Annotated in this window: 19 protein-coding genes; 5 read left to right on the top strand and 14 right to left on the bottom strand. The window is 53.2% G+C overall.

Annotated elements, in window-relative coordinates; all coding sequences use genetic code 11:
* Nucleotides 1-7: 7 nt before the first annotated feature.
* Nucleotides 8-886 carry a lysophospholipid acyltransferase family protein gene (locus CYQ09_RS14030; RefSeq protein ID WP_239495956.1) on the top strand — a complete coding sequence of 293 codons (879 nt, stop codon included), beginning with the start codon at nt 8-10 and terminating at the stop codon, nt 884-886.
* Here CYQ09_RS14030 and CYQ09_RS14025 read toward each other — a convergent pair.
* Complete coding sequence (locus CYQ09_RS14025; RefSeq protein WP_106358343.1) at nt 883-1,758, bottom strand: 3-hydroxybutyryl-CoA dehydrogenase; 876 nt, start codon at nt 1,756-1,758, stop codon at nt 883-885. The two genes, CYQ09_RS14030 and CYQ09_RS14025, sit on opposite strands and share 4 nt — an antisense overlap.
* A 161-nt stretch (nt 1,759-1,919) precedes the next feature.
* Between CYQ09_RS14025 and CYQ09_RS14020 the strand changes: the two genes are divergently transcribed.
* The gene (locus CYQ09_RS14020) at nt 1,920-2,768 is read left to right on the top strand and encodes a DUF6473 family protein (protein ID WP_106746024.1); all 849 of its coding nucleotides are present in this window, start codon (nt 1,920-1,922) and stop codon (nt 2,766-2,768) included.
* A gap of 7 nt (nt 2,769-2,775) precedes the next feature.
* On the opposite strand, the gene CYQ09_RS14015 is transcribed toward CYQ09_RS14020, so the two are convergent.
* Nucleotides 2,776-3,594, bottom strand: a complete 819-nt coding sequence (locus CYQ09_RS14015) for a LysR family transcriptional regulator (protein WP_106746023.1) — start codon at nt 3,592-3,594, stop codon at nt 2,776-2,778.
* Nucleotides 3,595-3,900: 306 nt separating this feature from the next.
* On the opposite strand from CYQ09_RS14015, the gene CYQ09_RS14010 reads away from it, so the two are divergent.
* A complete protein-coding gene (locus CYQ09_RS14010; RefSeq protein WP_162617683.1) occupies nt 3,901-5,064 on the top strand; it encodes an AMP-binding protein in 1,164 nt (387 codons plus the stop codon).
* Nucleotides 5,061-6,161 carry a thiolase family protein gene (locus CYQ09_RS14005; protein ID WP_106746021.1) on the top strand — a complete coding sequence of 367 codons (1,101 nt, stop codon included), beginning with the start codon at nt 5,061-5,063 and terminating at the stop codon, nt 6,159-6,161. Before CYQ09_RS14010 ends, CYQ09_RS14005 begins: the two co-directional genes overlap by 4 nt.
* Here the strand turns inward: CYQ09_RS14005 and CYQ09_RS14000 are convergent.
* The 12 genes from CYQ09_RS14000 to CYQ09_RS13945 form a co-directional block, all read right to left on the bottom strand.
* On the bottom strand, nt 6,158-6,838 hold the full coding sequence (locus CYQ09_RS14000; RefSeq protein WP_106746020.1) for a nitroreductase: 681 nt from the start codon (nt 6,836-6,838) through the stop codon (nt 6,158-6,160). The genes CYQ09_RS14005 and CYQ09_RS14000 overlap by 4 nt on opposite strands.
* Nucleotides 6,828-7,382, bottom strand: a complete 555-nt coding sequence (locus CYQ09_RS13995) for a biotin transporter BioY (RefSeq protein WP_106746019.1) — start codon at nt 7,380-7,382, stop codon at nt 6,828-6,830. Before CYQ09_RS13995 ends, CYQ09_RS14000 begins: the two co-directional genes overlap by 11 nt.
* The gene (locus CYQ09_RS13990; RefSeq protein WP_106746018.1) at nt 7,383-7,997 is read right to left on the bottom strand and encodes an energy-coupling factor transporter transmembrane component T family protein; all 615 of its coding nucleotides are present in this window, start codon (nt 7,995-7,997) and stop codon (nt 7,383-7,385) included.
* Entirely contained in the window at nt 7,972-8,730 is a 759-nt protein-coding gene (locus CYQ09_RS13985) for an energy-coupling factor ABC transporter ATP-binding protein (RefSeq protein WP_106746017.1), read from the bottom strand. The genes CYQ09_RS13990 and CYQ09_RS13985 overlap by 26 nt, the downstream gene beginning before the upstream one ends.
* Nucleotides 8,731-8,953: 223 nt before the next feature.
* On the bottom strand, nt 8,954-9,880 hold the full coding sequence (locus CYQ09_RS13980) for an electron transfer flavoprotein subunit alpha/FixB family protein (protein ID WP_106746016.1): 927 nt from the start codon (nt 9,878-9,880) through the stop codon (nt 8,954-8,956).
* On the bottom strand, nt 9,880-10,638 hold the full coding sequence (locus tag CYQ09_RS13975; protein WP_106746015.1) for an electron transfer flavoprotein subunit beta/FixA family protein: 759 nt from the start codon (nt 10,636-10,638) through the stop codon (nt 9,880-9,882). Before CYQ09_RS13975 ends, CYQ09_RS13980 begins: the two co-directional genes overlap by 1 nt.
* Before the next feature lie 319 nt (nt 10,639-10,957).
* Nucleotides 10,958-11,770, bottom strand: coding sequence for a hypothetical protein (locus CYQ09_RS13970; RefSeq protein ID WP_106746014.1), 813 nt, complete (start codon nt 11,768-11,770; stop codon nt 10,958-10,960).
* Nucleotides 11,771-11,870: 100 nt separating this feature from the next.
* Nucleotides 11,871-12,443, bottom strand: a complete 573-nt coding sequence (locus tag CYQ09_RS13965; RefSeq protein WP_106746013.1) for a cob(I)yrinic acid a,c-diamide adenosyltransferase — start codon at nt 12,441-12,443, stop codon at nt 11,871-11,873.
* Between the two features lie 3 nt (nt 12,444-12,446).
* Nucleotides 12,447-12,653, bottom strand: a complete 207-nt coding sequence (locus tag CYQ09_RS13960) for a twin transmembrane helix small protein (RefSeq protein ID WP_106746012.1) — start codon at nt 12,651-12,653, stop codon at nt 12,447-12,449.
* Nucleotides 12,654-12,714: 61 nt separating this feature from the next.
* Nucleotides 12,715-13,542 (bottom strand): SDR family NAD(P)-dependent oxidoreductase, encoded by an 828-nt coding sequence (locus tag CYQ09_RS13955; RefSeq protein WP_106746011.1) that lies wholly within the window; start codon nt 13,540-13,542, stop codon nt 12,715-12,717.
* Between the two features lie 43 nt (nt 13,543-13,585).
* Entirely contained in the window at nt 13,586-14,098 is a 513-nt protein-coding gene (locus tag CYQ09_RS13950) for an SH3 domain-containing protein (RefSeq protein WP_162617682.1), read from the bottom strand.
* A gap of 92 nt (nt 14,099-14,190) precedes the next feature.
* Nucleotides 14,191-14,697: an SH3 domain-containing protein gene (locus CYQ09_RS13945; RefSeq protein WP_162617681.1), complete on the bottom strand. Its 507-nt coding sequence runs from the start codon at nt 14,695-14,697 to the stop codon at nt 14,191-14,193.
* A 133-nt stretch (nt 14,698-14,830) separates the two neighbouring features.
* Between CYQ09_RS13945 and CYQ09_RS13940 the strand changes: the two genes are divergently transcribed.
* Nucleotides 14,831-17,137, top strand: a complete 2,307-nt coding sequence (locus tag CYQ09_RS13940; protein ID WP_106746008.1) for a DNA topoisomerase IV subunit A — start codon at nt 14,831-14,833, stop codon at nt 17,135-17,137.
* The last annotated feature ends 70 nt before the right edge of the window (nt 17,138-17,207 follow it).

The raw sequence follows: 17,207 nt of genomic DNA, 5'->3' as shown, positions 1-17,207 counted from the left end.
CAACACCGTGACTGAAACGACCCGGAAAACGCAAACGGCTCCGGTCACTGGCCCGGAAGGGCAGCATATCTATGACCGTCGAAGCCTCACGTATTCAAACACATTCGATAGCAATTTTAAGCGCAATGTAATTCGTGCAATTGAATGGATGACGGGCAAAGTTAGGGTCATTCGGATGATCCGCAAGTTCGAAGGCATGGGGAAATTCGAAGGCCAAGCATTTTGGCGTGGGACCTTGGGTGTCATGGAAATCGATCTGCTGACACCGCAAGAACAGCTAAACAATATTCCTAAGACGGGCCCGACCGTGTTGGTCGCGAACCATCCACATGGGATGGTCGATGGTATGATCCTTGCTGATTTGATTGGTCGTGTCCGTACGGACTATCGCATTTTAACACGATCATTTTTAACCGGTATTGATAAAGAAGCCGGTGATTTTATGATCCCTGTGCCTTTCCCTCATGAACCGGATGCACAGAAAAAGATGGTCGAGATGCGCCGGACGGCAATGGAACATCTAAAAAGTGGTGGATTGATCGCCTTATTCCCTTCGGGTGTTGTGGCTTCGTCTGAAACGATGTTTGGCCCCGCGATTGAGGCAGAGTGGAACGTGTTTACGTCCAAAATGATCAGGACCTCGGGGGCGCAAGTTGTCCCATGCTTTTTCCCAGGCGCGAATTCACGTTGGTATCAGATTGCGAACCGCCTTTCAGCGACGCTTCGTCAAAGTCTGTTGCTGCATGAGATCGTGCATGCGTGTGGTAAGCCGCAAAAGCCGGTTATCGGCGAACCTTTTGACCAAGAAGACGTTAAAACGCGCCTAAAAGAGCCTCGCGCATTTATGGCGTGGCTGCGCAAACAGACCTTGGCGCTAAAGGGTTAGCGGGTCGGAACCGGAGTTTCGCCCCGATAGTCGTAGAAACCACGCTTGGTCTTACGGCCTAGCCAGCCTGCTTCGACGTATTTGGTCAGTAGCGGACAGGGCCGGTATTTGGTGTCAGCCAATCCATCGTGCAACACGTTCATGATCGCCAGACACGTATCTAGACCGATGAAATCAGCCAGCTCGAGCGGGCCCATCGGATGGTTCGCGCCCAATTTTAGCGAAGTATCGATAGACTTCACCGACCCGACACCTTCGTAGAGGGTATAGATCGCCTCGTTGATCATTGGCATCAGGATGCGGTTTACGATGAAGGCTGGGAAATCTTCCGCCGTGGCGGATGTTTTGCCGAGCCGCTCAACAACTTCATAGCAGGCTTTAAAGGTTTCTTCGTCAGTTGCGATCCCGCGGATCAGTTCCACCAGCTGCATGATTGGAACGGGGTTCATAAAGTGAAAGCCCATGAATTTCTCAGGGCGGTCGGTGCGGGATGCAAGACGCGTGATCGAAATCGAAGACGTGTTTGATGTTAGGATCGTTTCAGGTTTCAGATGCGGCTGAAGTTCTGCAAAAATCTTTGTTTTGATTTCTTCACGTTCGGTTGCGGCTTCGATGATCAGATCCATCTGACCAAGATCTGTTAGGGTTTGGGTCGTTTTGATGCGTCCCATTGCCTGTGCCTTTGTGTCGGCCGTGATGGCTTCTTTGCTGACTTGGCGTTCTAGGTTGCGGTCAATCAACGCTACAGCAGCGGTTAGCGCATCTGCGCTTATATCCGTCATCACGACGTCGTAGCCTGCCAATGCAAACACATGCGCAATCCCATTGCCCATCTGTCCTGCCCCAACGACACCCACACGTTCAATTGCCATCTGGTCATTCCTTTACCGGTTAAACGCACCATAGGCCCGTGTGCATGGGGGCTTCAAGTCGCGCCGTTGATGAAAAGTTAAATTGAATTTTGCCATTAGGAATTTGGCAAAGGATTTCGGCGAATCTGCATTCTGGGTGAGAATTAGAATCGGTAGGAACCATGAAACAAGAGGTGATCGAGGCCGAAGAGCTTGGCTATGCGCCATGTCGATACGGCAGTTCAAAAGTATTATTTCGCGGCCCGCGAAGGCGGCTTGATCGGCCGTATATGGCGTTTGTCGGCGGTACAGAGACTTATGGCAAATTCATTGAAAAGCCGTTTCCAGTGCTAGTCGAAAGGGCGATGCGGCAAACCTGCGTAAACTTTGGGTGCGTAAACGGTGGTATCGATGCATTTGTTAACGATACGTCAGTGATGGAAATCTGCCGGGATGCGGATTTGACGGTCGTTCAGGTCATGGGGGCGAATAATTTATCCAATCGCTTCTATTCGGTTCATCCGCGTCGAAATGATCGGTTCCTTAAGGCATCAACGGTGTTACAGGCGATTTACCATGATGTGGATTTTTCAGAATTCGCTTTTACGCGCCATATGTTGGGTGCCCTTCACGGAAAGTCGCCAGATCGGTTCGAAACTGTCGTAAACGAACTCCGAGAAGCGTGGCTTGCACGTATGAGAAACATGTTGGGTCAAATCGGGGGGCGCGTGATCCTACTTTGGTTTTCTGATGAACAGTTCGACGACCAGAACTGGACATTGCGTCCGTCGCAGTTGCAGGCCGATCCGCTGTTTATAACCGCGTCTATGGTTGATGAGTTGCGTTCATTGGTGCTGGATATCGTTGTTGCGAACCCAACACCAGCGGCGTTAGCAGCAGGGACGACGGGAATGTTTTATCCGGCTTCACAGGCTGCGATGGCGACTGAGATGCTGGGCGTCCAATGCCATCAAGAGGCAAGCGCAAGACTGATAGAAACGATCCGGGTGCAGCTTTATCATGCTTCGTAATACAGTCCTACAACCGTTCGAGCGCGTGATACATCCGGTCAATGGCGCGCCGCACCTCGGGAAGGTGTCTGTCCTCATGGTGCGTTACAATCCATTGATCATGTGCGAGTTCTGCAATGGTTTCGCCAACCCGATCTAATGTCGATTCTGTATCGCCGATGAATGTCGGCAAAAGCGCGATTCCTTTGCCAAGCAGCGCAAGGTCGAGACTATTGCGTGGTGCGTTCACCTGATGAATGGCGTCGTTACCAATCATACGATCAACCCACAGTGCGGAAGGGGTGTCAGCGATCACTTTGATCCATTGCTTGGGCGCATCAGGCGTTGCGTACGGAGCAAATTCAACACGTGACATCTTGCGCCCAGCAAGATTGGGACTGGTTGGTCGGCCGTTTCTAAATCCGATGACGACCTCGCGATGTGGGATATCTAGGATGTTTTCGGCAGCGATGAACCGCAGTTTGATATCGGCTGGTGTGCCTGTAATCTGGTCAATATGCTTTAGTAAGTGAAGCGTTGTCCACGACCCGGCTGATACCTTAACGACCGGCATAGGCTGCTTGTCGATCGGTACAGTAGCCTGACGGATGAGAGATTCAATATCCGTCAACTTGATCAAAAGATCGCGGGCGTCTACCGTGAGTTCATAGCCGCGATCATGCCGTACGAACAGGTCGCGCCCCATTGTCCGTTCAAGCGCAAGCATACGACGACCCAGCGTCGCGGGGCTGCTGCCTGACACTTTGGCGGCGGGTGACAGCCCACCTTCGCGCGCAACAGCGAGAAAGAGGTGGAGATCCCGCCAATCTACATTCTTTTCATCCATGAAATGATCAATTCAAAGCGTTTCATTTATCTGCATAGAGACAAGCGGTAATTTCTGCTTGGGTCAACTGTTGAACTTGGCCATGCAGGAAGGAATGAACATGTTTTCCCATTCGGGCTGCCCATTTCCGGACCAAAGGAAGTCACGAAAATTGGAGCAAGAGGACCGGTTCATGAACGCGCATAGCGATCATGGAGCACGCAGCGTCTATTTGTTCACCCAGCTGATTTCATTTTGTTGGCTGTTTATCGTCCGTTCCATCACGGGACGGTAAAGTGTTAGATTAGGCGTGATATGAAAAATGAAATGAAATTTACGCTAAGTAGCCTCAGTGAAATCCTGACACCAGATGTTCGTGGCATTGATGTGCTGGTCGATTGCCTAACCCGCGGTGCGACGATCAAGGCAAGCCAATCTGCTGGCGAACCGATTGCCGCTGGCGCGGCTGGGCCGCAATGGTTGATGTGCGAAACGTCAGGATCAAGCGGTCAGCCAAAGGTGATCCGCCGCAAGCCGGATACATGGAACAAGAGTTTTGCAATTGCATCTGACCGATTTTCAATATCATCTGATGATACCTATGCAACGTTGGGCGCTTTGGGGCATTCGTTAACGCTTTATGCAACGGTAGAGGCATTGAGCCTAGGCGCTGATATTTGTTCGCTGACGAACCTTGGTCCGCAGCGTCAGGTGCGCGCAGTCCAGAGCTTTGGTGTTTCGATCCTTTATGCAACGCCAACCCAACTGACACTGCTGATAAAGGGCGCAGCTTTGGCGCAAATTAGCGCATTACCGCACGTGCGGCATATCTTTTCGGGTGGTGGTAAGCTGAGCTCTCGGGTGAAAGACGCGTTGCACCGTTTGTTTCCCGCTGCCCACGTGCATGAAATCTTTGGCGCGAGCGAAACCAGTTTCATCACTATGTCAGATGAAAATACGCCGCCGGGGTCTGTTGGGCGGCTTTATCCGGGGGTTCAACTGCGCATTGCTACCACTGATAATGCCTCAGCCGGAGAGCTCTGGGTCGCAAGCCCGTATCTATATGACGGGTATGAGGCCGGTGATCATCCGGATACTCAATGGGATGGCACGTATCTGAGCATTGGCGAGATGGGGTATATGGACGGTAGCGGCTATTTGTTTCTAAGCGGACGCAAAAACCGCATGGTGACGGTTGCAGATACAAATGTTTTTCCTGAAGAGGTCGAACGCTGCGTTATGCAATTGGACGCTGCGCAGCAATGTGCAGTCGTTACCACGCCGGACCAAAAACGGGGTAATCGTTTGATTTGTTTTGTACAATCTATTGATGAAAGCCTGACCTCCGCAATTGTTCATAGGCACTGTAAGATGATGGTTGGACAGCATTCAGTTCCCAAAGACATACGGATCGTTGATAAGATCCCGATGCTTGCCGCGGGAAAGCCTGACTTACAGTTGTTGCGTGAAATAGTTGCGGCTGACGGATGACCAAGACCTATCTGATCGCTGCAAGGCGAAGTCCGGTGGTCCCCCGCAACGGTGCGTTGGCCCATCTTTCGATTGAAGAAATAGCTAAGCCGGTTCTTTTACAATTGCTTCGAGATGCCGCGATTTCGCCTGCAGATATTGGCGAATTGGTTGTGTCCAATGCGCTGGGCGCGGGCGGGAACCCAGCGCGTATTATTGCCTTGCATGCAGGATTGCCTGACCGGGTTGCGGGGTTGTCAATTGATCGGCAATGCGCGGGCGGTTTGGATGCCCTTGTCTTGGCTGATGCGATGATCCGGTCTGGTCAGCACCACGTTGTGATTGCGGGAGGTGTCGAAAGCTATTCGCGTCGACCATTGCGGTACCAAACCTTTGCGGATGGTCGTGATCCGGCGCCCTACGATCAGGCGTGTTTTACCCCGTGGGCGGACCGAGATCCTGATATGGCCCTTGCCGCTGATAGGCTTGCCCAAAAACTTGGGATCAGCAAGGCCGAACAAGACGCATGGGCAATCGAAAGCCATGCTAAGGCGCTGGTCGGCGTGCACCCTGAAATCGTGCCAGTCGAGGGAATTGGCGGGGATGCATTTACGCGTAACCTTTCCGCGCGTCTGTGTGACAAGGCCCCGGTCGTGGTTGGTAGTATCACTGCCGCAAACATGGCTGTCGCGGCTGATGGGGCAGGGTTTGTTGTGCTCGCGTCTGAGAAATATATCGCCGATCATGGGATCGATACTGTCGAGTTCGTTGCCGGTAAAACCCTAGGCGACGATCCCGTGCTACCCGGTATCGCGCCGGTCAAGGCAATCAACGCGGTCTTGGACATGGCTGGGGTGAAGGTTGATGATCTGATCAGCGCCGAGATTATGGAGGCTTTTGCCATTCAAGCAATCGCCTGTCAGCAGGGCGCAAACCTGCCTGTAGAAGTCGTTAATCGGCATGGAGGTGCGCTTGCTTGGGGCCACCCCATTGGGGCTTCTGGGGCAATACTTGCTGCGCGTTTGTTCCATCAGTTGCTGCGAACGAAGGGTACGGGCGTTGCCGCGATTGCGTCAGCTGGTGGTTTGGGCTCGGCTGTTGTGTTGCGTTCGGATTAGTCGTCGAACCCGCGAAAGGTCGTAAACGCGTCAAGCGGCAGGCGTTCAGTGCGAAACTGGTTCACATTTGCGTCCATGTCGGGAACACCAAGCGCGATTCCGCAAACGACCATTTCATTCTGCGGCAGTTCGAGGTGGTCATGCACGATAGCCCCATAGTTTGCCAATGCGCCAATCCCTGACGCACCTAGACCTTCGTCTTCGGCGGCCAGTAAAAACGCCATGATCGCCATACCAAGATCCATAAAGCAGCCTTTGCCCATGTCCCGATTGATGGTGATCACAATACCAATAGGGGCATCGAAAAAGCAGTAGTTTTTGGCGAATTGATCACGTCGCCCGGTGACATCACGGCGAGCAATTCCAAGCGCCTCGTAAAGCGCAAAACCCGCTTTGCGTTGCCGATCTTTTAGCTCGGGCTGCATCACATCGGGAAAGTATGAATATTCAAGATCGATTGGGGTGTTGTCAGCGACAGCCTGACCAAGCCGCGTCTTAAGTTCGGTCAGCGCCGTACCTGTTAGCACGTGAAACTGACCGGGCTGAAGGTTTGCACCGCTTGGTGCACAGCGAGCGGCAGTGCACAGCCGCTCTACCGTGTGACGATCAACCGGGTCTTGGGTAAAGGCCCGGATAGATCGCCGTTGGCGTAGAAGATCAGTTAGATCAGACGGCATCTGCACGCGATAGAACGCTTGCTGGGCGCGCTTTGGCTAGTGCCGAGGTTAACATGCCTGCGATACCTGCCTTCAGCAAATCGCCGGGAATAAACGCAGTGACCAATCCAGTGGATTCAAGCAGCGTTTTGTCGAGCGCGATAGACATGCCGACGATGCCGAATGCGTACATCACGATGACGCCGCCAACGACAGAAGCGATACCAGCAATGATCATCAAAGGCGCACCGTTCCATTTTTCAACGATAAGGCCAGTGACGAATGCGGCAACAGGCCAGCCAATCAAGAAGCCAGCGGACGGTGATGCAAATACGCCCAAGCCGCCACGGCCACCAGAGAGCAGCGGGACACCGATGGCAACAACCAGCAAGAATAACAAGACCGCAAGACCGCCGCGTTTCGATCCCAAAATCGTACCGCAGAGCATGACGCCAAGGCTTTGTGCGGTGATGGGTACGCCGAACCCGAGTGTGATTGCAGGGATAATGCCTAGCGCCGCGATAAGTCCCGCGAATAGGGCGATCAAGGTTACGTTCTTTTCCATTTAGGTATCCTTCATTGTGTCAAATCCACCGCGTGCGCGCAGGGCTTCTGCGACTTGGTCCGCGTCATCCAGCGCGAGTACGGTGAAAGGTAAGATGATACGCCAGCCCGAGGGCCGGCAAGACCGCGCGCGCCATGATTGCGACAGCAGCGATCCTTTTTCAACAAGAACCGGGGTAAGCCGGATTACCAATGCAATTGCTAATTCGAGTATGTTTGGCCGTAACCCGAAACGGGCTAGTGGCCGTGTAATTGTGCGAACAACGTCGATCATATCTGACAACAGCGTTGTCATCGTCACTAGATTTGCCAGCGCCACTGCGGACATCATCCGTAGGATAACAGCGGCGCCCAGTGCGACTTCGCCGGTCCAAAGATGCCAGATCGCGACCACCACAATGAATGGCCACAGCAAACGCAAGGCGCGGAGGCCTGTCATAAAAAACGCACCTCCCGGCAGCGCATAGAGCGTCAGGATGCCAGCGAAGATAGCGGCATGAATGGCGGCGTTCTGAACATAAAACAGCGCAACAGTCGAAACGCATAGCGTTGCCAGCTTTGCGCCAGCGGGCCAGCTGTGGGCTTTGGTCCTAATCGGAGAGGTCAGAGATATCATCGGATCCCCCCAATTCATTCATGCGTGCAACATAGGCAGGCAGCACGTCATCGGGATGCCCAGTTTGCTGAACGGCGCCCTGTTCTAGCCAAATCACATAATCGTATTGGATAAGGTCGGCAGGATCATGTGTGATGTGGATCAGGCTACCGTGATACTGCGAAAGATAGCGGTTGAGCTGTGCCTTTGTCGGGATATCGAGCCCGGTGAACGGTTCATCAAGAATGATCGTTTTTGGGGCCATGGCCGCAACTGCCATCAAGCACACCAAGTGTTTCTGACCCTGCGATAGCGTGTTGATATATGCCTCGGCCCAATGTGCCTTACCAAAACTGGTTAGCGTTTCTTGGGTCTTGGTTGCGGCGGTGTCTTTGGATTGGCCTAGCTGGCGCAGTCCGAAACTGATTTCTTCTTCAACCGTGGGAAAGATGATCTGGTGATCGGGATTTTGGAACAAAATCCCGATTTCAGTCAGTGCCGCTTTGCGGTTCTTGAAAAGGTCTTTGCCATTGATCTGCGCTGTTCCCGAAGTCGGCGCAATCAAACCTGCAATAAGGCGCGCAAGCGTCGACTTCCCTGATCCGTTTCTACCAACAATACCTACACGGGCAGCGTTTGTTTGAATGGAAACGTCAGAAAGAATGGATTTACCGGCCACGGCATAGCAAAGATCAGCTAGCGCGATATCGCTTCCAACTAATTCAGCTTTTGTGCCGGTGTGAAGGCCGTCCATTGTCATTCCACCCTGAGCCTCGCCCCTCTAAGAGCTGATGGCCGCGAAAGGTTAAATCGCAGCCGATAAGCCTGCGGCTGGGTAGCCGAAATCGGGTGGGTGATCAAGGTCAGCTCCGCTGCGACGCAGCGGCTTAGCAGATGGCACCCAAAGTCGCTGAGTTCGTAAGAAAAAAGGCCCACCTATTCAGGTGGGCCTTTCCAATTTCTTCTCGACTGCTGCCTTACAGCTTTTCGGTCAGCTCAGGTACAGCGTCGAACAGGTCAGCGACCAGACCAAAGTCGGCGACTTGGAAGATTGGTGCTTCTTCGTCTTTGTTAATTGCGACGATGATCTTACTGTCTTTCATCCCGGCAAGGTGCTGGATCGCACCCGAGATGCCGACAGCAACGTATAGATCAGGTGCTACCACCTTACCTGTTTGGCCAACTTGCCAGTCGTTCGGGGCATAGCCACTGTCGACCGCAGCACGTGATGCGCCAACAGCTGCGCCCAGCTTGTCTGCCAGTTTCTCGATCAGGGCAAAGTCCTCTTCGGAACCAACACCGCGACCACCGGAAACAACAACGCCAGCAGAAGTCAGTTCGGGACGATCGGATTCGGCGACCTTGTCTTCGACCCATTCGGACAGCGCAGGATCAGCCGCGGCACCGATGGTTTCGACAGAAGCTGAACCGTCCATGCCGGCGGCGTCAAAGCCAGCGGTACGGATTGTCATGACCTTCGTCGCGTCGCCAGATTTTACAGTCTGGATTGCGTTGCCGGCGTAGATTGGGCGCTCGAATGTGTCAGCGTCAACAACGCCAGTCACTTCGGAAATCACCATCACGTCTAGCAGTGCCGCAACGCGGGGGATGATGTTTTTCGCGTCAGTCGTGCCCGGTGCAACGATGTGGCTATAGTCGCCAGCCAATGAAACGATCAAAGCCGCTGTTGGTTCGGCCAGACGGTGGCTAAGCGCTGCGTCTTCGGCGCAAAGAACCTTGGCAACGCCCTCGATTTTTGCAGCTTCGTCAGCAGCGGCTTTCGCCGATGCACCAGCACAGAGAACGGTCACTTCACCCAACGCGGCCGCAGCAGTCACTGCTTTTGCAGTTGCATCAACGGCCAATGCGCCATCGGTGACTTCAGCAAGTAGAAGAACAGCCATTACACAGCCCCCGCTTCTTTGAGTTTCTCGACCAGCTCATCAACAGAGCCAACGATGATACCAGCCTGACGTGTTGCAGGCTCTGATGTGCTGACCACGGTTAGGCGTGGGGTGACATCAACGCCGTAATCGGCAGGTGTCTTTTCATCCAAAGGCTTTTTCTTGGCCTTCATAATGTTTGGAAGCGACGCATAGCGTGGTTCGTTCAGGCGCAAGTCAACGCTGATGATGGTCGGCGTTTTGACTTTGATGGTCTGAAGACCGCCGTCAACTTCGCGTGTGACAATAGCACTGTCGCCATCCAGATTAACTTCTGAGGCGAATGTCGCTTGTGACCAACCCAGTAGGGCAGACAACATCTGACCCGTTGCGTTCATGTCGTTATCGATTGCTTGCTTTCCGCAGATCACCAGATCAGGGTTTTCTTCCTTGACGATACCGGCAAGGATTTTCGCAACAGCCAGCGGTTCGATGTCAGTGTGCACATCGTCAGCCGCAACAACCAAGATCGCGCGATCCGCGCCCATGGCCAATGCAGTGCGCAGTGTTTCCTGCGCCTGCTTAACGCCGATGGACACAGCGACGACTTCTTCCACTTTTCCAGCTTCGCGTAGGCGAATTGCCTCTTCGACGGCAATTTCGTCGAATGGGTTCATGGACATTTTGACGTTTGCTAGATCGACACCTGTGCCGTCCGCTTTGACGCGAACCTTCACATTATAGTCGATCACGCGCTTGACGGGTACGATGACCTTCATCTGCGTTTCTCTCCCAAGAAAATTGATCTTTATCTGTCTCAGAACGTTGTTAGCCGTTCAGCGCAGGTGACAAAAGTGCAAAATCGACGCGGTAAGGGGCAGGGACGTCACGTTCTTGACGTTTACGTCAGGTTGCTCGGCGTAGAGAGAAATAATCGCAGCTGACGCTTGGTGTCAGCGAAACAGGGAATGTGCGGGGCGAGTTAAAGAGTAGGTGTGATGATAACGCTTATGGATAATGGGATAGCATTTATCCCGCTATCGCGCATCATGGCGTGTCGCACGTAGGGTGGGTTTTAACCCACCACTGCTTAAGGGCTTATTGGGGGCCAATAGGAACCCCGTGCTTTTGGGCCAATTCAGCAAGCACAGAATCTTCCGGGGGGCCACCTTTAAACCGGTTCTTCAGGCGCTCTCTTACACGGCGTCCATAAAAATGAATGGAAACGGTGTCGTCTTGTACACGTTTCCATGTTTTCCAGGCCTCACGGAAATAGATGCGACGGTCTTCGAAGGGCACGGGATAAAGCACATGAGGAGCCAAAGAATATTTGAACTCATCATTTTTCTTTAAGAAATGTGATAGTGCCTTTGGTCCCCATGCACCCCACGGCATTTCAGACACATGCATTGGGTCGTTATTTGCCTGTCGTTCTTCCATTTCTTTGACGTGCTTAGGCATCATCCAAGTTGGAATCGCATATTCGTCTTCGCAAAAACTAATCAAGTCATTCAGCGTCGCTGATTTTGAAGGAAGCGCCATGACGCCGTTTGCGATGATTTTATCGGACTCACGGCCAAAGAAATATCCTGCGTTGGGCGCGAAGGGCTTTAAGCAATACGCATCAGTGTCAGACCATATCATCCCTTCATTTTGGGCCAATAAATGATATCGGAATTTATCGGCGTAAATCGCAGGACTTCCGGTACGGCCATGCCGTACCATTTCTTTCGGTTTGGCCAGAATGTCAGTTGCAGACGCGAGTTCCACGCCGTCAGGGGCGTTTTCTACTTTCCCGTATGAGAAAAGGACCACAGGATGTCCGGCATGTATAAAAGACGTTAAACAAAGCCGCTCAACAAACCCTAGCGGTGGCCCGTCCCAAAACATGCCGATCGTTGGCAAACCCATCTATTATTTCCCATCGTTAATTTAGATGGGATTTTAGACTGGCAGCGTAATCAGTGTAAACAACTATCCGGTTTGATACAGGGCATGATGTCTTGCGGCTCTAACGGTTCGCGCCGGGCACCCAAAGCACGTCTTCTTTGCCGTTCGCGTTGGCGATGCGGCTGGCTTGGAAAAACCAATCAGACAAGCGGTTTAGGTATTTTACGGCGACCGGATTCACAGGTTCAGCGCCTGATAGCTCAACGGCAAGACGCTCTGCGCGGCGTGATACGGTGCGGCAAAGGTGTAGATGCGCGGCCAAAGCAGAACCGCCTGGCAACACGAAACTGCGCAGCGGGTCTACGCGGGCGGTCATGGCGTCGATTTCGATCTCAAGCCGTTCCACCTGTGCTGTCGACATGCGTAACACTGGGTATTCGGCTTCGGCGTCTTTCTCCATGTCGGGGCGGCAAAGGTCAGCGCCTAAATCGAACAGATCATTTTGGATCATCGCCAATTGCGCGTCGATTTCACCGGACGCATGTAGGCGCGCCAATCCGACAGTCGCGTTTGTTTCATCGACGGTGCCGTATGAATTCACGCGTAGCGCATGTTTGGCAACGCGGTCACCATTCCCAAGCGCGGTTTTACCCGCATCACCCGTTTTGGTATAAATCTTATTTAGAACGACCATGGTTCAGCCCCCTCGGCTGCGAAGATATGCGAATGCAACGATCAGGATGACGGCAAAAAACTGTGCCCCAATCCGCCAGCGCATGATTTTATTGGCGTATTTCCGATTAAATTCGCCGCCTTTGCCGAATGTACCTATGCCAAACAGTAAAATCGCCAATACGGCCAGCGCTGCGATTGCAACGATCCAAAAAAACGGGTCATTCGCCATGTGTCTTATCCTTCAAGAGCATTGTCAGCCATGTAGCTGGCATTTGCGGCAAAGAAACCCCTTAGCCGCGCAAAATCAATGCGTCCAACCAACGCGTTGGCAGGATACGTCGCAAAAACCCCATAAGATAGGTCGGCGTTGTGACGTAATAGCGCGGTTTGGGGCGTGCAGATGTCAGTGCGTGCAGCAGTTTCTTGGTGACCGCTGAGGCCGATAATTCGAATTTGTCGGGTCCGCTGTCCGTATAAAGCCGTGACATGACATCTTTGTATTCGTCAGCTCGTGCAGAGTTTTCCCAGTCGATCCATTTTTCGAAATGCGGAATCGCGTTTTTGCGAATGTCTGATGTGATCGGTCCCGGCTCGACTAAGATGATTTTGATCGGGGTGCCGTGCATTTCAATCCGAAGAACGTCAGTAAGACCCTCAAGCGCGAATTTGGTCGAAACATACGCCCCACGCCATTTGAGCGGGACCAGTCCAAGCACAGAAGAACAGTTGATGATCCGCCCATGCCCTTGGGCGCGCATCACCGGAATCACGTGTCGTGTCAGTTCATGATAGCCAAAGACGTTGGTTTCAAAGATCGCACGCAGGCCGTCTGTTGGCAAATCCTCGACGGCGCCGGGGCAGGCGAAGGCACCGTTATTGTATAGCGCGTCTAGCGTGCCGCCTGTCGCCTCAAGCACCTCTGTCAGCCCGTTAACGATGGTTTCACCGTTAGCGTAGTCGATAAGCGGGCTTTCGAAGCCTTCGCTTTTTAACCTATCGCAATCTAGCTGTTGGCGGCAGCTGGCAAAGACGCGCCACCCGGCGTCCCGCAATCCATGTGCTGCATCGTACCCGATTCCGGATGAACAGCCTGTGATAAGAATGGTTTTTTGTGTCATGCGGCATGTGTGCCGTGTTCAGTGCGATGTGGCAAGCAAAGGGTTAGTCACTGATCAGCCATGACGCGATCCAGCCGATTTCGTTGCTTTCGAGCAAGCGCACCTTGACCCAGTCGCCCTGCATATCAAGCAGTTCCGTTTCGGTTCCATGGGGCACAGTGTCCATGACAGCAAAGCCGGTGCCTGCACCATCGCGAATGTTCACCCAGTCGCCAGTGACGACGCGCAGGTCTTGGCGCGGCTTCTGAGGTTGCGGACCTGTCGTATCGTCAGTGGAAAAAGATGCCTGAACGACCATCGCAGATGATGGCATCACCTGTGCCGTCACAACGGGTTTCTCTGCTTCGATGATGGGTTCGTGAAACGGTACGTAGTCGTAATTGTTGACCGGAAATGCGGCGATATGTTGACGGCTAGAGGTGCTAGGATGCTCACTGATCACGTCGTTCGCAGTTACATCGCAACCGTTGCAGCCCGGTTCAAAATCGAACCCGCCCGAAATTTCAAAGAAGGCCCAAGCGAATAATAATGTGGTTGAAATGATAAACTTGTACATCTTTGGGTCTTCCGTTGCTGTGTTGCTAAAAGAACACCAAAGCGGCACGAAAGTTCCCAAATATGTTTGAACGCTGGTCGTGAGTGGGTTGGTTATTCAGTCAAAAGCCAGGACGCCATCCAGCCAGTCTCGCCGGTGCTGATCAGGTGAACTTGGGCCCAATCGCCATCAACTGTCAGTACTTCGGCTTCGTCGCCGCGGTTCGCTTTGCCAACGACGCTGTGCTGGGTTCCTGCGCCTTGACGCACGTTAACGCTGTCACCCGTAACGCGACGTATATCGCGCACCAAGGTTGCATCGGTCATTGTGACAGGTTCGGCATACGATGCGAGCAACACACTTGGAGCTTGCGGATCGTGGCTAATGATTGGCGCGTTGAATGGGACATAAGATGCGTCGGTTAGGGCTTCTTCGACGCTAACCGCCTGTTCAAGCGACACAGTGGTCACGGCTGGCAGTCGTGTCTTTTCAATCAAGACGTCCGATTCTTGGATGGCGTTGTCTGTACGGGCAGTCCCGGGGGCAAAGGACTGTCCGCCAGACATTTCAAACATAGCCCAAACAAGGAATAGGCTGGTCACTATTAACAACTTGGTCACTGGTACATTCCCCCAAAGGGTTACTTCGAATCGTAAAAACTGGTGTGCCTCTAGATGCGCAGAGATCACGTTACCAAAAACGGGGAATTTTCTCTGCTTTACGCCAGATTTTCCGCCCGCTAAACAAATTGTCATGAATGATAAGAGCAGTGAGCCCGCAATGGGGCCAATCGATACGACTGAAACGCTTCGCAAGGCTATTGGTGATCGCTACCTGACCTATGCGCTGTCAACGATCATGCACCGTGCTTTGCCGGATGCGCGTGACGGGCTAAAGCCTGTTCACCGACGCATCCTGTATGCAATGAGCCGACTGCGCCTATCGCCGACGGGTGGTTTCCTGAAGTCAGCTAAAATCAGCGGTGACACCATGGGTGATTTCCACCCACATGGTGATATGGCCATCTATGATGCGATGGCCCGCCTCGCACAGGATTTCAACGTGCGTTATCCGCTTGTCGACGGGCAGGGTAACTTTGGTAACATCGACGGCGATAACCCCGCTGCGTCGCGTTACACAGAAGCCCGGATGACCGCCGCCGCAGAAGCGTTGCTGGAAGGTCTATCCGAAGATTCCGTTGATTTTCGCGACAACTATGATGGCCGCCTGACAGAGCCTTCGGTTCTGCCTGCGACCTTCCCGAACCTGTTGGCTAACGGCTCAAGCGGGATCGCTGTTGGTATGGCGACGAACATTCCGCCGCATAACCTGCACGAATTGATTGACGCATGTTTGCATCTGATCAAAACGCCGGATGCCCGTGACGATACGCTCTTGAACTATATCCCAGGTCCAGATTTCCCGACCGGGGGTGTGATTGTTGAGCCGCCTGAAAATATCGCGAACGCCTATCGTACGGGACGCGGCGCGTTCCGTTTGCGCGCAAAGTGGGAGGTCGAAGACCTTGGCCGTGGCACATGGCAGGTTGTCGTTTCCGAAATTCCGTATCAGGTTCAAAAGTCGAAGCTGATTGAAAAGCTGGCCGAAGTTATCCAGTTGAAGAAAGTACCATTGCTGGCCGATGTCCGCGACGAATCTGCTGACGACATCCGTATTGTACTAGAGCCACGCGCAAAAACCGTCGATCCAGAAGTCATGATGGGCATGTTGTTCCGCAATTCTGATCTGGAAACGCGGTTTAGCCTCAACATGAACGTGCTGATTGACGGTGTGACCCCCAAGGTTTGTTCGCTCAAGGAAGTGTTGCGTGCGTTTCTTGATCATCGCCGCGAAGTGCTGGCGCGTCGCAGTCAGTATCGTCTTGAAAAGATCGATCACCGTCTCGAAGTCTTGGAAGGTTTCATTATCGCGTTCCTGCATTTGGATCGCGTGATTGATATCATCCGCTATGATGACGACCCGAAAAAGGCGTTGATGGCCGAAGATTGGGCTAAGGAACATGTTCGCGCCACCTCCGAGGCTGATTACCAATCGCCTGTAGGGGGCGACCCCGAAGTTGCGCTAACGGAAACGCAAGCCGAGGCCATTTTGAACATGCGTCTGCGCAGCTTGCGCCGCCTTGAAGAAATGGAACTGGTTGCCGAACGTGATGCATTGCGTGCGGAACGTGCAAGTATCGAAGAATTGCTTGCTAGCGAAGACCTGCAATGGTCCAAAATCGCCGAGCAACTGCGTGAAACCCGCAAGGTGTTCGGTCGCGATAGTGTTGGTGGTGCGCGTCGTACGCAATTCGCCGAAGCTGCCGAAGTGGTAGAAGTTCCGCTTGAGGCGATGATCGAAAAAGAACCGATCACTGTTGTTTGCTCAAAGATGGGTTGGATTCGCGCCATGACAGGGCATATCGATCTCGCCCGTGAACTAAAGTTCAAAGACGGTGATGGTCCGCGCTTTATCTTTCATGCGGAAACCACGGATCGCCTGTTGGTGTTTGGTGCGAATGGCCGATTTTACACTGTGTCTGCCGCCAACCTTCCGGGTGGGCGTGGCATGGGCGAACCATTGCGCCTGATGATTGATCTGCCCAATGAGGCCGAAATCATCGACATCCTGATCCATAAACCCGGCGCTAAGCTGTTGCTTGCCTCGGCCGAAGGTAATGGGTTTATTGTGCCGGAAAATGACATCATCGCGCAAACCCGGACGGGTAAGCAGGTGCTGAACGTTGCGAGCGGCGCTGCCCGCGTTTGCCATCGCGTCGATGGTGATTCTGTTGCTGTCGTCGGTGAGAACCGCAAGGTGCTGGTGTTCCCGCTGGATGAACTGCCCGAAATGGGTCGCGGCAAAGGTGTCCGTCTGCAAAAATACAAAGACGGCGGTATGTCTGACGCAACCACGTTCACGCGTGAAGCAGGGCTTAGCTGGCTTGACCCGGCTGGTCGTACACGGACAGAAACGGACCTAGACGAGTGGACAGGCAAGCGTGCCAGCGCTGGGCGGATGGCCCCACGTGGTTTCCCACGCGATAATAAGTTCAACTAATTGCCGCCGCCCGTCGCAGGGCGGCCCAAACTGTCACGAAACTGCAAAAATTCGCGCTTAGCTTCCCGGC

Origin of the sequence: Yoonia maritima, from assembly GCF_002933395.1 — a bacterium.
Taxonomy (GTDB): domain Bacteria; phylum Pseudomonadota; class Alphaproteobacteria; order Rhodobacterales; family Rhodobacteraceae; genus Yoonia; species Yoonia maritima_A.
The sequence above is the reverse complement of the archived record's forward strand: the minus strand, read 5'-3'. Positions and strand labels throughout refer to the sequence as shown.